Source organism: Streptomyces similanensis (assembly GCF_039543625.1).
Taxonomy (GTDB): domain Bacteria; phylum Actinomycetota; class Actinomycetes; order Streptomycetales; family Streptomycetaceae; genus Streptomyces; species Streptomyces similanensis.
The window spans coordinates 64,682-78,709 of the sequence record NZ_BAABKC010000045.1; the positions used below are offsets into that span (position 1 = coordinate 64,682).

Annotated in this window: 13 protein-coding genes; 8 read left to right on the top strand and 5 right to left on the bottom strand. The window is 70.8% G+C overall.

The features are described 5' to 3' along the window. Positions 1-12: 12 nt before the first annotated feature. The 3 genes from ABEB07_RS16285 to ABEB07_RS16295 form a co-directional block, all read right to left on the bottom strand. On the bottom strand, positions 13-870 hold the full coding sequence (locus tag ABEB07_RS16285; protein ID WP_345668994.1) for a DUF4429 domain-containing protein: 858 nt from the start codon (positions 868-870) through the stop codon (positions 13-15). Positions 871-936: 66 nt separating this feature from the next. Beyond that, positions 937-2,154 (bottom strand): alpha/beta hydrolase, encoded by a 1,218-nt coding sequence (locus ABEB07_RS16290; RefSeq protein WP_176148802.1) that lies wholly within the window; start codon positions 2,152-2,154, stop codon positions 937-939. Positions 2,155-2,292: 138 nt separating this feature from the next. Then, positions 2,293-3,003, bottom strand: coding sequence for a TetR family transcriptional regulator (locus ABEB07_RS16295; RefSeq protein ID WP_345668995.1), 711 nt, complete (start codon positions 3,001-3,003; stop codon positions 2,293-2,295). A 133-nt stretch (positions 3,004-3,136) separates the two neighbouring features. On the opposite strand from ABEB07_RS16295, the gene ABEB07_RS16300 reads away from it, so the two are divergent. After that, entirely contained in the window at positions 3,137-4,756 is a 1,620-nt protein-coding gene (locus ABEB07_RS16300; RefSeq protein ID WP_345668996.1) for an MFS transporter, read from the top strand. A gap of 160 nt (positions 4,757-4,916) precedes the next feature. Then, positions 4,917-5,228: a small hydrophobic protein gene (locus ABEB07_RS16305; protein WP_176148799.1), complete on the top strand. Its 312-nt coding sequence runs from the start codon at positions 4,917-4,919 to the stop codon at positions 5,226-5,228. Between the two features lie 96 nt (positions 5,229-5,324). Here the strand turns inward: ABEB07_RS16305 and aceE are convergent, their stop codons facing one another. Further along, positions 5,325-8,072 (bottom strand): pyruvate dehydrogenase (acetyl-transferring), homodimeric type, encoded by a 2,748-nt coding sequence (gene aceE, locus ABEB07_RS16310; protein ID WP_345668997.1) that lies wholly within the window; start codon positions 8,070-8,072, stop codon positions 5,325-5,327. A gap of 404 nt (positions 8,073-8,476) precedes the next feature. On the opposite strand from aceE, the gene ABEB07_RS16315 reads away from it, so the two are divergent. From ABEB07_RS16315 to ABEB07_RS16340, 6 genes are all read left to right on the top strand, one after another. After that, positions 8,477-8,914: a DUF3052 domain-containing protein gene (locus ABEB07_RS16315; protein WP_217711070.1), complete on the top strand. Its 438-nt coding sequence runs from the start codon at positions 8,477-8,479 to the stop codon at positions 8,912-8,914. A 126-nt stretch (positions 8,915-9,040) separates the two neighbouring features. Next, a complete protein-coding gene (locus tag ABEB07_RS16320) occupies positions 9,041-9,499 on the top strand; it encodes a peroxiredoxin (protein ID WP_345668998.1) in 459 nt (152 codons plus the stop codon). Positions 9,500-9,626: 127 nt separating this feature from the next. Then, entirely contained in the window at positions 9,627-10,202 is a 576-nt protein-coding gene (locus ABEB07_RS16325) for a TerD family protein (protein WP_176148797.1), read from the top strand. 129 nt (positions 10,203-10,331) lie between these two features. Next, entirely contained in the window at positions 10,332-10,910 is a 579-nt protein-coding gene (locus ABEB07_RS16330) for a TerD family protein (RefSeq protein ID WP_164588472.1), read from the top strand. A gap of 76 nt (positions 10,911-10,986) precedes the next feature. Continuing rightward, positions 10,987-12,126: a DUF475 domain-containing protein gene (locus ABEB07_RS16335; RefSeq protein WP_345668999.1), complete on the top strand. Its 1,140-nt coding sequence runs from the start codon at positions 10,987-10,989 to the stop codon at positions 12,124-12,126. 134 nt (positions 12,127-12,260) lie between these two features. Further along, a complete protein-coding gene (locus ABEB07_RS16340) occupies positions 12,261-12,995 on the top strand; it encodes a TerD family protein (RefSeq protein WP_345669001.1) in 735 nt (244 codons plus the stop codon). 97 nt (positions 12,996-13,092) lie between these two features. Here the strand turns inward: ABEB07_RS16340 and ABEB07_RS16345 are convergent, their stop codons facing one another. Then, positions 13,093-13,866 (bottom strand): TerD family protein, encoded by a 774-nt coding sequence (locus tag ABEB07_RS16345; RefSeq protein ID WP_345669002.1) that lies wholly within the window; start codon positions 13,864-13,866, stop codon positions 13,093-13,095. Positions 13,867-14,028 lie beyond the last annotated feature (162 nt).

The following is a 14,028-nucleotide window of genomic DNA, read 5'->3' on the forward strand; positions in this document are numbered from 1 at the left end:
GGCGGCGGCGCGCTACAGCTCCGCCAGCAGCTCGGCCTTCTTCACCGAAAACTCGTCGTCCGTCACCAGCCCCGCCCGGTGCAGCTCGCCCAGGTGCCGGATGCGCTCGGCGATGTCGGCCGGATCGCGGCGGCCGGCCGCGACCGCGGCCACCGGCGCGGGCGCGGCGGCCCGCACCGCGGCCAGCACCGCCGCCGCGAACGGCAGCGACTCGTGCACCGGCCCGTAGCCGCGCCCGAACACCACCGCCGCCGGGTCCTGGTCCGGCCGCGCGGACGGGTCCGGCGCGGCGCCCGCCTCCCGCGGCAGCAGCCGCAGATGCCCCTCGAAGACCTCCGGCGAGCGCCACTCCACCCCGCCCAGATCGCCGACCGCGAAGCTCTGGTCGCCGGCCTTCCACTTCTCCGTCGACGCCCCCGTCCACGACCAGCGGAACCGCACCGCCGTGCCGTCGAAGGCCGCCCTGCCGTCGTACGCCTTGAACCCGAGCGGCGCCTCGGGCGCGGCCACCAGATGGCGGTCGGCCGGACCGGTCTCGGTCAGCCGGTCGCGCAGCTCCTCGGCGCGGCGCTCGGCGAGGCCGGCCCGCTCGGCGGGCAGCACCAGCCGGTAGGGGTCGCTGCCCTCCTTCAACTGCCCGTCGGCCGCGTCCATCAGCGGATCGGCGCCGGGCCGCGGCTCGGCGCGCAGGACCACGCTCCCGCGCCGGCCGCCGGTCACCGTCACGTCCGCGAGCGCGGCCAGCGGCACACGGCGCTCGCCGAGCGCCTGGAACAGCCTCGGTGTCCGTATCCCCCGTTCGTAGCGGATGAGCACGGAATCGGACGCGAACTCCCAGGCAGCATGAAATCCGGTCAGTACGTCACCCATGCGGCTCATCGTAGGGGGGCGCGGGCCGCTTCGTCCCTCCCGCGCGGACCGCACTTCCTGCTGTCTCTACGCGCGTCCCGCGGTCGTGCCGCCGGGCAGACCCGCCCGGCACGCGTCGTCGTCCCGGGCGCAGCGCACCGATCCGTACGCGCCCACGCCGATCTCGGCGAAGTTGGTGAGGCTGTCGGTGCCCGGGTCGAAGTAGCCGGCGTGCCCCTTGGCGCCGTGCGCGGACAGCACCCGCGCCCCGAACGCCCGGGAGACCGGATCGGCGCCGTGGCCGAAACCGCCCAGCTCCATATAGGGGACGTCGCGGATCCAGTCGGTGGCGTTGCGCATCGCCCACACCCGGGCGGAGGTGCCCAGCCGGGCGGCGGTCTGGGCGTGCATGCCGGGGCTGGCCGCGACCGCGATGTCGGCGACCCGCCCGGGCAGCGCGCGCGCCGCCAGGCCGCACACCACCGAGCCGTAGCTGTGGCAGAACAGGGCGACGGGCGCGGCGCCGGGCAGGGCGCGCAGCAGTGCGTTCAGCCGGACGGCGCCGTCCTCGGCGCGCATCGAGGTGGCCGCGTCGACGCCGATGCCGCTGGGCGCGGTGTAGTCGGCCCAGGCGATCACGGCGGTGCGGGCGCCGGGGCGCGCGGTGCGCTCGGCGGTGTAGAGCGACTTCGCCATGCCGTACGCCGCCGTGTAGGGGCGGTAGGTCTTGCGGAAGGTGAACAGGTCGGTGTCGACGCCGGGGACGACGACGGAGACGCGTTCGGCGCGGTCCAGGTCGCCGAAGACCTCGGCGACGCGGCCGGAGCCCTCGGGGTCGAAGGCGAGGATCTGCCGGCCGGGGTCGGTGAGCGCGGCGAAGTGGTGCTCGCGGCGCCCGGCGTCCTGCTGGCCGGCCGGGGTGAGCCGGCTGTCGTGGGTGCGCTTCAGCTCCGCCGCCCGGGCCTGGCCGAGGGCGACGCGGTTGGCTTCGTAGCGCAGCCGGACCGGGGCGCCGTTCATGTTGCCGACGGCCAGCGGGTAGCGGTGGGCGAGCCGGTCGCGGTCGTGCGCGGTGAGCGCGGCGAAGAAGCGGGCGACCGGGCCGGAGCCCGCGGCCGGGTCCGGCAGCCGGTGGCCGTGCAGGCTGCCGTGCTGCCAGGCGGAGAGGGAGGACTCGAGGGCGGTGGACCCGCGGTGGCCGCGCGCGGCGGTCCAGCCGGAGGTCGTCAGCATCACGAAGACGACGGCCAGCGCGAGCAGGGCGCGCCAGACACTGAGCGGTGGGGAGGCGTCGAAGGAAGTCACTGGGAGGACACACTAGGAGAACGGGACGGTCTCGCGTTAACCGAGTGACGGGGATCACGTTTCGCGTCGCGTGACGGGAATCTCAGTCCGTACGCCTGTTCAAGATCGCCCCTCTGTACGGCAGTTCGAGCGCCTCGCTCAGGCGTTCGCGTCCGCCGTGCCGCCGGTGCGCCAGTCGCCGGTCAGGGCCGGGCCGATCTGGTCCAGATGGGCGGCGGTGAGCGCGCGCATCGCGGCCAGGCTGAAGTCGTCGCCGGTGCACCACTGACGGCCCGTCACCCGCATCACGCCGGTGAAGACGGCGACGGCGAGGCGCGGCCGCGGGTCCGCGTCCACGTCCAGCCCCTCGCGCGCGGCGAGCACCCGGGCGATCTCCTCCTCGGTCGCCACCGAACGGCGCAGATACGCGGCGAGCAGCGCGGGAGTGGACTCGGTCACCCAGAACATCCGCAGGTACAGCTCCACCGGCACGACGCTCTCGACGGCGTCATTGATCGTGTCCCAGCTGTCCAGCACCGCCCGGCGCAGCGCCTCCAGCGGGGTCTCCTCGGGCGGGCGGGCGCGCAGCGCCTGGACGAAGTGCGCCTCCGCGATGTCCTGCACGGCGAAGGCGGCCTCCTCCTTGCCGGGGAAGTAGCGGAAGAAGGTGCGCTGCGAGACGCCGACGGCCTCGGCGACGTCGTCGACCGTCGTCCGCTCGTAGCCCTGGGTGGTGAACAGCTCCAGCGCGGCCCGCAGCAGTGCGTCGCGGGTGCGCTGCTTCTTGCGCTCGCGCAGTCCCGGCCCCGGCCCCGGCTGCGGCGCCGCCTCGGCGGTCCCCGCCGTCTCCGCCGTCTCCGCCGTCTCCATGGTCTTCTCCGTGCTTCCCGTGACCCTCTGGTCTCCCTGTTTCCCCTGTTCAGCGTAAAGGAGGGTGATGTGTCAGTTACCGACTTGTGAATCGGTTTGTCAGTTGTCAGTGACTGACACTAGCCTCCAATGTATGACTAGTCAGACCACCATCGACGCAACGGGGCAGGGGGGCGACGCGTCCGGGGACCCGTCGCAGCCCGCGGCGGCCGAGGGGATGCGCGGGCACCCCTGGCTCACCCTGATCACCGTCGCCGTAGGGGTCATGATGGTGGCCCTGGACGGCACCATCGTGGCCATCGCCAACCCGGCCATCGGCAAGGACCTCCACGCCAGCTGGGCGCAGCTCCAGTGGATCACCAACGCCTACTTCCTGGCGCTCGCCGTCTCCCTGATCACCGCGGGCAAGCTCGGCGACCGCTTCGGTCACCGGCAGACCTTCCTGATCGGCGTGACCGGCTTCGCCGCCGCCTCCGGCGCCATCGGCCTGTCCGACACCATCGGCATGGTCGTCACCTTCCGCGTCTTCCAGGGCCTGTTCGGCGCGCTGCTGATGCCGGCCGCGCTCGGCCTGCTGCGGGCCACCTTCCCGGCCGAGAAGCTGAACATGGCCATCGGCATCTGGGGCATGGTCATCGGCGCCTCCACCGCCGGCGGCCCGATCCTCGGCGGCGTCCTCGTCGAGCACGTCAACTGGCAGTCGGTGTTCTTCATCAACGTGCCGGTCGGCGCCCTCGCCCTGATCCTGGGCGCGCTGATCCTGCTCGACCACCGCGCGCGGAACGCCCCGCGCTCCTTCGACATCCCCGGCATCGTGCTGCTGTCCGGCGCGATGTTCTGCCTGGTGTGGGCGCTCATCAAGGCGCCGGCCTGGGGCTGGGGCGACGGCAAGACCTGGGCCTTCCTCGGCGCGGCCGTCCTCGCCTTCGCCGCCTTCGCCTTCTGGGAGACGCGGGTCAAGGAGCCGCTGATCCCGCTCGGTCTTTTCCGCTCCATCCCGCTGTCGGCGGGCGTGGTGCTGATGGTGCTGATGGCCATCGCGTTCATGGGCGGCCTGTTCTTCGTCACCTTCTACCTCCAGAACGTGCACGGGATGAGCCCGATCGACGCGGGCCTGCACCTGCTGCCGCTCACCGGCATGATGATCGTCGGCTCGCCGCTGGCGGGCGCGATGATCACCAAGGTGGGGCCGCGCATCCCGCTGGCCGGCGGCATGGCCTGCACCGCGATCGCCATGTACGGCATGTCCACGCTCGACACGGGCACCGGCAGCGCCGTCATGTCGCTCTGGTTCGCCCTGCTCGGACTCGGCCTCGCCCCGGTCATGGTCGGCGCCACCGAGGTCATCGTCGGCAACGCGCCGATGGAGCTGTCCGGCGTGGCCGGCGGTCTCCAGCAGGCCGCCATGCAGATCGGCGGCAGCCTCGGCACCGCCGTGCTCGGCGCCGTGATGGCCTCCAAGGTCGACAACGACCTGGCCGGCAACTGGAAGGACGCCGGTCTGCCGCCGCTCACCGAGGCCCAGGCGGGCCAGGCGTCCCAGGCGGTGCAGCAGGGCATCGCGCCGGTGACCAAGGAGATGCCGGCGCAGATCGCCGCGAAGGTCACCGCCGTCGCCCACGACACGTTCATCTCCGGCATGAGCCTCGCCTCGCTGGTCGCCGCCGGCGTCGCGGCCGTGGCCATCCTGGTGGCGCTGCTCACCAAGCGCGGCGCGAACGCGGAGGCGGGCGCGGGCGTCGGCCACATCTGACGCCCCGTCCGCGGCGGAAAGCCCTGTCCCGCGGCGGATAAGCCCCGCCCCGCGGCGGAAAAGTCCCGTCCGCGGCGGGAAAAGGGATTGACAGACCGAACGGGGGTACCCGCACCCCGAACCCCAAGAACGCCAACTCGACCCGGGGTTCGAGGAGTTGATGATGGCGGGCTTCGGACAGGGAACGCGCGGACACCCCCGTTCACGCGGCCGTATGTGGTCGCGGACCGGGCCGGACAGCGCGACGCTCGGGATCATCGGAACCATCTGCGCGATCGCCGGATTCTTCGTGCTGCCCATCATCCTGGGCCCGGTGGCGGTCGTCTGCGGCTGGCTGGCGATGGGCCGCAGCTGGGCGGGCGCGAACCGCTCGCTGCCGGCGCTGATCGCCGTCGTACTGGGCGCCATCGACACCCTCCTGGCCGTCATCGCACTGGCCGGAGCGGCGACCTGGGGCAACGGACTGCTCTGACCCAGGCGCCCCCGCGGCGCACCGGAAACGGGACCGGGCCCCCGCCTCTCCACGAGGCGGGGGCCCGGCCCGTGCCCGGGTCGGGCGGTCAGGGCCCTACGCGTCGCCGCCCGCCGTGCCCGGGTCGGCCGCCGCCACGTCCAGCAGCCGGTAGCGGTCGATCGCCTGCTTCAGCACCGAGCGGTCCACCTTCCCCTCGCGCGCCAGCTCGGTCAGCACGCCCACCACGATCGACGGCGCGTCGATGTGGAAGAACCGCCGGGCCGCGCCGCGGGTGTCGGCGAAGCCGAAGCCGTCCGCGCCCAGCGACTGGTAGGTGCCCGGCACCCACCGCGCGATCTGGTCCGGCACCGCGCGCATCCAGTCCGAGACGGCCACGAACGGCCCCTGCGCCCCGCTCAGCTTCCGCGTCACCCACGGCACCCGCTGCTCCTCCTCCGGGTGCAGCAGGTTGTGCTCCTCGCAGGCCACGGCCTCGCGCCGCAGCTCGTTCCAGGACGTCGCCGACCACACGTCGGCCTTCACGTTCCAGTCCGCGGCCAGCATCCGCTGCGCCTCCAGGGCCCACGGCACCGCCACGCCGGAGGCGATGATCTGCGCCGGCAGCTCGCCGGCCGAGCCGGCCGAGATGCGGTGCACGCCCTTGAGGATGCCCTCCACGTCCACGTCCGCCGGCTCGGCCGGCTGCTGGATCGGCTCGTTGTAGACGGTGAGGTAGTAGAAGACGTCCTCGCCGTGCGGGTGCTCCGCGTCGGCGCCGTACATCCGGCGCAGGCCGTCCTGCACGATGTGCGCGATCTCGTAGCCGTAGGCCGGGTCGTAGGCCACGCACCCCGGGTTGGTCGAGGCCAGCAGCTGCGAGTGGCCGTCGGCGTGCTGGAGGCCCTCACCGGTCAGGGTGGTACGGCCGGCGGTCGCGCCCAGGACGAAACCGCGCGCCAGCTGGTCGGCCATCTGCCAGAACTGGTCGCCGGTGCGCTGGAAACCGAACATCGAGTAGAAGACGTAGACCGGGATCAGCGGCTCGCCGTGGGTGGCGTAGGCCGAGCCGGCCGCGATCGCGGAGGCCGTGCAGCCCGCCTCCGAGATGCCGTCGTGCAGCAGCTGCCCGGTCGGCGACTCCTTGTACGCGAGCAGCAGATCGCGGTCCACGGACTCGTACTGCTGACCGAGCGGGTTGTAGATCTTCGCGCTCGGGAAGAACGAGTCCATGCCGAAGGTGCGGTACTCGTCCGGCGCGATCAGCACGAACCGCCGGCCCAGCTCCTTGTCCCGCATGAGGTCCTTCAGCAGCCGCACGAACGCCATGGTGGTGGCGATGGCCTGCTGACCGGAGCCCTTCTTCACGGACGCGTACGTCTTGTCCGCCGGCAGCGGCAGCGGCTTCGCCCGCACGACCCGGGTCGGGACGTAGCCGCCGAGCTGCCGGCGCATGTCGTGCATGTACTGGATCTCGTCGCTGTCGCGGCCCGGGTGGTAGTACGGCGGCGCGCCGGACTCCAGCTCCTGGTCGGAGATCGGCAGGTGCAGCCGGTCCCGGAAGCGCTTGAGGTCGTCGACCGTCAGCTTCTTCATCTGGTGCGTGGCGTTGCGGCCCTCGAAGTTGGGACCCAGCGTCCAGCCCTTGACCGTCTTGGCCAGGATGACGGTCGGCTGGCCCTTGTGCTCCTTGGCCGCCTTGAACGCCGCGTAGATCTTGCGGTGGTCGTGGCCGCCGCGGCCCAGGTGCAGGATCTGGTCGTCGCTCATGTTCTCGACCATCGCGCGCAGCCGCTGGTCGTCGCCGAAGAAGTGGTCGCGGATGTAGCCGCCCGACTCCGTGGCGTAGGTCTGGAACTGGCCGTCCGGGGTGGTGTTCATCCGGTTGACCAGCAGGCCGTCGCGGTCCTGTGCCAGCAGCGGGTCCCAGGTGCGGTCCCAGATGAGCTTGATCACGTTCCAGCCGGCGCCCCGGAAGACCGACTCCAGCTCCTGGATGATCTTGCCGTTGCCGCGCACCGGGCCGTCCAGGCGCTGGAGGTTGCAGTTGACCACGAAGGTCAGGTTGTCCAGGCCCTCGCGGGCGGCGATGGACAGCTGGCCGAGCGACTCGGGCTCGTCCATCTCGCCGTCGCCGAGGAACGCCCACACGTGCGAGCCGGAGGTGTCGGCCAGCTCGCGCGCCTGCATGTAGCGGTTCATCCGGGCCTGGTAGATCGCCCCGATCGGGCCGAGGCCCATGGAGACGGTGGGGAACTCCCAGAAGTCCGGCATCGACCGCGGGTGCGGGTAGCTGGACAGGCCGTAGGGCGCCTTGGACTTCTCCTGGCGGAAGCCGTCCAGGTGCCGCTCGGTGAGCCGGTCCAGCAGGTACGCGCGGGCGTAGATGCCCGGCGAGGCGTGCCCCTGGAAGAAGACCTGGTCACCGCCCCTGCCGTCGTCCTTGCCGCGGAAGAAGTGGTTGAAGCCGACGTCGTAGAGCGAGGCGGAGGAGGCGAAGGTGGCGATGTGGCCGCCGACGCCGATGCCGGGGCGCTGGGCGCGGGAGACCATCACCGCGGCGTTCCAGCGGGTGGCGTTGAGGATCTTGCGCTCGATCTCCTCGTTGCCCGGGAAGAACGGCTCGCTCTTGGTGGGGATGGTGTTGACGTAGTCCGTGGAGCGCATCTCCGGGACGGCCACGCGCCGCTCCCGGGCGCGCTCGATCAGCCGGAGCATGAGGTAGCGGGCCCGCTCCCGGCCGCGCTCGTCCACGGCGGCGTCGAGCGAGTCGAGCCACTCCCGGGTCTCCTCGGGATCGAAGTCAGGAACCTGACTCGGAAGGCCGCCAATGATGATCGGGTTTCGATCGGATCCGGAAGCCACGCTGTTCCTTACCTGTCAGAGGGCGACATTTCTGATTTTTGTGCGGGTCGGGGACGGTGTCAGGTCGTGATCCTGCGCCTGGACCATTCCCCATCGTGTACCTCGCGACAGGCAAAGTCATCTCTGCCGGAAGGAAGACGACGGGGAGAACGCGCGCCGGGGACCATCGGCCCTCGCGTCCTGGGTTGCCGACCGGGCGAAACGGACACAATGGTGTGGTGTACGTCACCGCGGGCCGGGATACGGTGTCAGGAGTTGCGGCGAGACAGTCGGGAACGTCACCGTTTCGGCGGTCCGAACCGCCGGGTACTTGCGCGATCCGGTCCGCCCGTGTGGACTACGGCCAACGCTTCGCGCACGCGCGAGGCCGAAGACCCAATCGCAACATGATCAGGAGGCACCCCGTGAGCGCGACCGCGGACCACGCGGAGGAGCGGACCAACCCGGCCGGCAGGCTGGGTTTCCAGCCCGGGCAGGTGGTCCAGGAGATCGGCTACGACGACGACGTCGACCAGGAGCTCCGCGAGTCCATCGAGGAAGTCACCGGCACCGAGCTCGTCGACGAGGACTACGACGACGTTGCCGACGCCGTGGTGCTGTGGTTCCGCGACGAGGACGGCGACCTGACGGACGCGCTGGTCGACACGCTGAGCTTCCTCGACGAGGGCGGAGTGATCCTGCTCCTGACGCCGAAGACCGGCCGGGACGGATACGTCGAGCCCAGTGACATCGGAGACGCGGCGACGACCGCCGGCCTCTCGCAGACCAAGAGCGTCAGCGTGGGCAAGGACTGGAACGGCACGCGGCTGCTGACCCCCAAGGCGGCCAAGTCCAAGAAGTAGTCCCGGGCGTCCGGCACGCCCGGAGTCCCGGCGGACGGGCCGCGCTGTCGGCCCGTCCGCCGGCCCGTGGTGATCGCTGCGTAGGGTGGTCCCACCCGAACAGCCTCACCGAAGGGGAGCAGGACGATGGCGATCCAGGCCGGCGACAAGGCGCCCGATTTCGAGCTCAAGGACAACCACGGCCGCACCGTACGGCTGTCCGACTTCCGCGGCGAGAAGAACGTCGTGCTGCTCTTCTACCCGTTCGCCTTCACCGGCGTGTGCACCGGCGAGCTGTGCGCCCTGCGCGACAACCTGCCGGCGTTCGTCAACGACGACACCCAGCTGCTCGCCGTCTCCAACGACTCCATCCACACCCTGCGCGTCTTCGCCGAGCAGGAGAGCCTGGAGTACCCGCTGCTGAGCGACTTCTGGCCGCACGGCGCGGTTTCGCGCGCCTACGGCGTCTTCGACGAGGACAAGGGCTGCGCGGTGCGCGGCACCTTCATCGTCGACAAGGAGGGCGTGGTGCGCTGGACGGTCGTCAACGACCTGCCCGACGCCCGCGACCTGAACGAGTACGTGAAGGCCCTCGACACCCTCTGAGCGGCGCTCTCCACGCGTTCGGCCGCACGGCCTGCCGGGTGCGGGAACCCGTCACTAGGATCGAGACGTTGATCCCCTATCCGACGCACGACGGGGCTCCCCGCCCCCGGACACCAATGGAGGACTCGTGGGAGTCAGCCTCAGCAAGGGCGGCAACGTATCACTGACGAAGGAGGCGCCGGGCCTGACCGCGGTCCTCGTCGGCCTGGGCTGGGACGCCCGCACGACCACCGGCACCGACTTCGACCTGGACGCCAGCGCCCTGCTGCTGAACACGGCGGGCAAGGTCGGCAGCGACCAGAACTTCGTCTTCTTCAACAACCTCAAGAGCCCCGACGGCTCGGTCGAGCACACCGGCGACAACCTCACCGGTGAGGGCGAGGGCGACGACGAGGTGGTCAAGGTGAACCTCGCCGGCGTCCCGGCCGACGTGGAGAAGATCGTCTTCCCGGTCTCGATCTACGACGCCGAGAACCGCCAGCAGTCCTTCGGCCAGGTGCGCAACGCCTACATCCGCGTGGTCAACCAGGACGGCGGCGCCGAGATCGCCCGCTACGACCTCTCGGAGGACGCCTCCACCGAGACGGCGATGGTCTTCGGCGAGCTGTACCGCAACGGCGCGGAGTGGAAGTTCCGCGCCATCGGCCAGGGCTACGCCTCGGGCCTGCGCGGCATCGCCCAGGACTTCGGCGTCAACGTCTGAGCCGTCCGTCCGCCGCTCGGCGACCACCTGAGCGGCCGTACGCCCGACCGTCCGGCGCCGCGCGTTTCGTGCGGCGCCGGACGCGCGGGAACACCAAGAGAAGCACCATCCCCGGGGAGGACCAGCATCATGGGCGTCACACTCGCCAAGGGGGGCAACGTCTCCCTGTCCAAGGCCGCACCCAACCTGACCAACGTCCTGGTCGGTCTGGGCTGGGACGCGCGCTCCACCACCGGAGCCCCCTTCGACCTCGACGCCAGCGCGCTGCTGTGCTCCGCCGGCAACCGGGTCATGGGCGACGAGTGGTTCGTCTTCTACAACCAGCTCACCAGCCCGGACGGCTCGGTCGAGCACACCGGCGACAACCTCACCGGTGAGGGCGAGGGCGACGACGAGTCGATCCTGGTGGACCTCGGCAAGGTGCCGCCGCAGTGCGAGAAGATCGTCTTCCCGGTCTCGATCCACATGGCCGACGAGCGCGGCCAGACCTTCGGACAGGTCTCCAACGCCTTCATCCGCGTCGTCAACCAGGCCGACGGCCAGGAGCTGGCCCGCTACGACCTGAGCGAGGACGCCTCCACCGAGACGGCCATGATCTTCGGCGAGCTCTACCGCTACCAGGGCGAATGGAAGTTCCGCGCGGTCGGACAGGGGTACGCGTCCGGACTTCGCGGCATCGCTCTAGACTTCGGAGTCAACGTTTCGTAAAAAGCCGGGTACGGCGACGGGGGAGAGACCCGTGCGCAGGCGACGGGGAGACCCGTACATACGGATTGGGTAGCCAGTGCTTCTGAAAACCTTCGGCTGGTCGTTCGCGATCACCGTACTCGGCTTGATCGCCGCGGTGTTCTACGGGGGATGGACCGCGTTCGGCGTGGTGGCGATCCTCGCCGTCCTGGAGATCTCGCTGTCGTTCGACAACGCGGTGGTCAACGCCGGGGTCCTGAAGAAGATGAACGCCTTCTGGCAGAAGATCTTCCTCACCGTCGGCGTGCTCATCGCCGTCTTCGGCATGCGTCTGGTCTTCCCCGTCGTCATCGTCGCCATCACCGCGAAGATGGGTCCCGTCGAGGCCGTCAACCTGGCCTTCAACGACAAGGACCGCTACCAGCAGCTGGTCACCGACGCCCATCCGGCGATCGCCGCCTTCGGCGGCATGTTCCTGCTGATGATCTTCCTCGACTTCATCTTCGAGGACCGGGACATCCAGTGGCTGCGCTGGATCGAGCGGCCGCTGGCCAAGCTCGGCAAGGTCGACATGCTGTCGGTCTGCATCGCCCTGATCGTCCTGCTGATCACCTCCTTCACCTTCGCCACCCACGCCCACCAGCACGGCGGCGCGCACGTCGACAAGGCGCAGACGGTCCTGATCGCCGGCATCGCCGGTCTGATCACGTACCTGGTCGTCGGCGGTCTGTCCGGCTTCTTCGAGGACCGCCTGGAGGAGCAGGAGGAGCGCGAGCACGAGGAGGAGGAAGCCGCCGCCCGCAGCGGCAAGGACCGCTCGGCCGTCAAGCTGGCCGGCCAGGCCGCCTTCTTCATGTTCCTCTACCTGGAGGTCCTGGACGCCTCCTTCTCCTTCGACGGCGTGATCGGCGCCTTCGCCATCACCAACGACATCGTGATGATGGCCCTCGGCCTCGGCATCGGCGCCATGTACGTCCGGTCCCTCACCGTCTACCTGGTCCGCCAGGGCACCCTGGACGACTACGTCTACCTGGAGCACGGCGCGCACTACGCCATCGGCGCGCTGGCCGTGATCCTCATGGTCACCATCCAGTACCAGATCAACGAGGTGATCACCGGCCTGGTCGGCGTCGTCCTCATCGCCTGGTCCTTCTGGTCCTCGGTGCGCCGCAACCGCGCGCTGGCGGCCGCGGAGGGCGCGGCGGGCGAGCACACCGAGGCCCACAGCCGGGTGTGACAGCCCACCCCGCTGGGGAACGCTTCGAGCGGGGCGGCCGACGAGGACGACGGCGAGCGGTGCGAACCGTGTCCTCGGGGCCGCCCCGCAGGCGTGTGCGCGGAGCGGGAGCGTGGTGAAGGCAGGGGAGGACGATGGGTTTCCTGGACGGTCTGCTGGGCGGACGCGCGGCCGAGTTCGACTCGGGCAGCGCCGCGTCCAACGCGATAGAGCTGACCAAACGGCACCATCAGGTGTCGCTGACCAAGCAGGGCGCGGCCACCGGCAACCTGCGCGTCAACCTGACCTGGCGGATGCGCACCTCCGACTTCGGCGGCGCCACCCGGCAGAGCCTGCTGCGCCACCCGTTCCGGGCGCTCAAGCCGCCGGAGGTGATGGGGCACAGCCAGTCCATGGTCAACGTCGACCTCGACCTCGGCTGCATGTACGAGCTGGCCGACGGCACCAAGGGCGTGGTGCAGCCGCTGGGCGGCTTCCTGGGCGACGTGAACGCACCGCCGTACGTCAAGCTGAGCGGCGACGACCGGTTCGGCTCCGGCTCCGGTGAGACGATGTACGTCAACCTCGACCACCGCGACGACATCAGACGGCTGCTGGTCTTCGTCTACATCTACGACCAGACGCCGGCCTTCGACCGTACCCACGCCGTCGTCACGCTCTACCCGAGCAACGGCCCCCGCATCGAGATCGGCCTCGACGAGCGCCAGCCCCAGGCCCGCTCCTGCGCGGTCGTGATGATCGAGAACCTCAAGGGCGAACTGACGGTGCGCCGCGAGGTCAAGTTCGTCTACGGCTTCCAGTCCGAACTGGACCGCCTCTACGGCTGGGGCCTCCAATGGGGCAGAGGCTACAAGAACGCCGACCGGTGACATGTCGTAGCTGCGGGCAGTCGTGCCGCTGGGGCGGCACGGGTGGGCGCAGCGGCACCCGCACAGCGCGGCCGCGTCCCCCTGCCCCAGCCGCCCGTTACCGTCCGGCGAACTGCGGCCCCTGCGGCGGCAGCCGGAACTCGGGGTCGTACCCCGCCTGCGGATACCCGTACCCGGGCCCCGCCGTCGCCGGCACCGCCGCGGTCACCGCGGCGGCCGGAGCGACCCCCACCGCCTGCGGATACCCGTACGTGGGCGCCTCCGGCGGCAACGGCTGAGCGCCCCCCGCCCCGGCCCCCGCACCGGAGGAGTCCTCCTCGGCCTCCTCCGACTCGTCCACGGATATCCCGAAGTCGGTGGCCAGCCCCTTCAGCCCGTTGGAATAGCCCTCGCCCAGCGCCCGGAACTTCCACCCCTCCCCGCGCCGGTACAGCTCCCCGCAGATCAGCGCGGTCTCCCGCCCCGTCTCCGGCTTGATGTCGAAGCGGGCCAGCGGCTCCCCGTCCGGCGCGGCGGCGTCGTACAGCAGGATGCTCATCGCCCGCACCCGGTCGAAGGCGGCCCCGTCCGCCGAGGCGACCAGCAGGATGCGCCCGACCGCGGACTCGACCCCGGACAGCTCGGCCTGGACGGTGTCCGTCAGCCCGTCCGCGCCCCGCCGCTTGCCCAGCCGCCACACCTTCCCGGACGGATGCCGGGGCTGGTTGTAGAAGACGAAGTCCTCGTCGGAGCGCACGCGGCCGTCCGGCCCGAGGAGCAGCGCCGAGGCGTCGACGTCCGGCGTCCCCTGTCCCGCGGTCCACCGCACCACCGCCCGTACCGTGGTGGCGTCCAGCGGGATGTTCGACCCCTTCGACATGGCGTGCGTCATACCGTCATCCTGCCTTCTCGGTCCTGCGCACGACAACGCGGGTCGCGCGGCGGACATCTCGATGTGCGCCCCCGTTACCAGAAATTCACGCCCACCGGGAACTGAACTCCTGATTCGTACGTACTATTACCGGCCACCTTTTCTCACTTTGCCGGCACTACG

What these genes read in the sequence shown, in the direction of transcription:
- ABEB07_RS16285 (WP_345668994.1), bottom strand. Translation starts at nt 870, where the DNA reads ATGGGTGACGTACTGACCGGATTTCATGCTGCCTGGGAGTTCGCGTCC.
- ABEB07_RS16295 (WP_345668995.1), bottom strand. Translation starts at nt 3,003, where the DNA reads ATGGAGACGGCGGAGACGGCGGAGACGGCGGGGACCGCCGAGGCGGCG.
- ABEB07_RS16300 (WP_345668996.1), top strand. Translation starts at nt 3,137, where the DNA reads ATGACTAGTCAGACCACCATCGACGCAACGGGGCAGGGGGGCGACGCG.
- ABEB07_RS16305 (WP_176148799.1), top strand. Translation starts at nt 4,917, where the DNA reads ATGATGGCGGGCTTCGGACAGGGAACGCGCGGACACCCCCGTTCACGC.
- ABEB07_RS16320 (WP_345668998.1), top strand. Translation starts at nt 9,041, where the DNA reads ATGGCGATCCAGGCCGGCGACAAGGCGCCCGATTTCGAGCTCAAGGAC.
- ABEB07_RS16330 (WP_164588472.1), top strand. Translation starts at nt 10,332, where the DNA reads ATGGGCGTCACACTCGCCAAGGGGGGCAACGTCTCCCTGTCCAAGGCC.
- ABEB07_RS16340 (WP_345669001.1), top strand. Translation starts at nt 12,261, where the DNA reads ATGGGTTTCCTGGACGGTCTGCTGGGCGGACGCGCGGCCGAGTTCGAC.
- ABEB07_RS16345 (WP_345669002.1), bottom strand. Translation starts at nt 13,866, where the DNA reads ATGACGCACGCCATGTCGAAGGGGTCGAACATCCCGCTGGACGCCACC.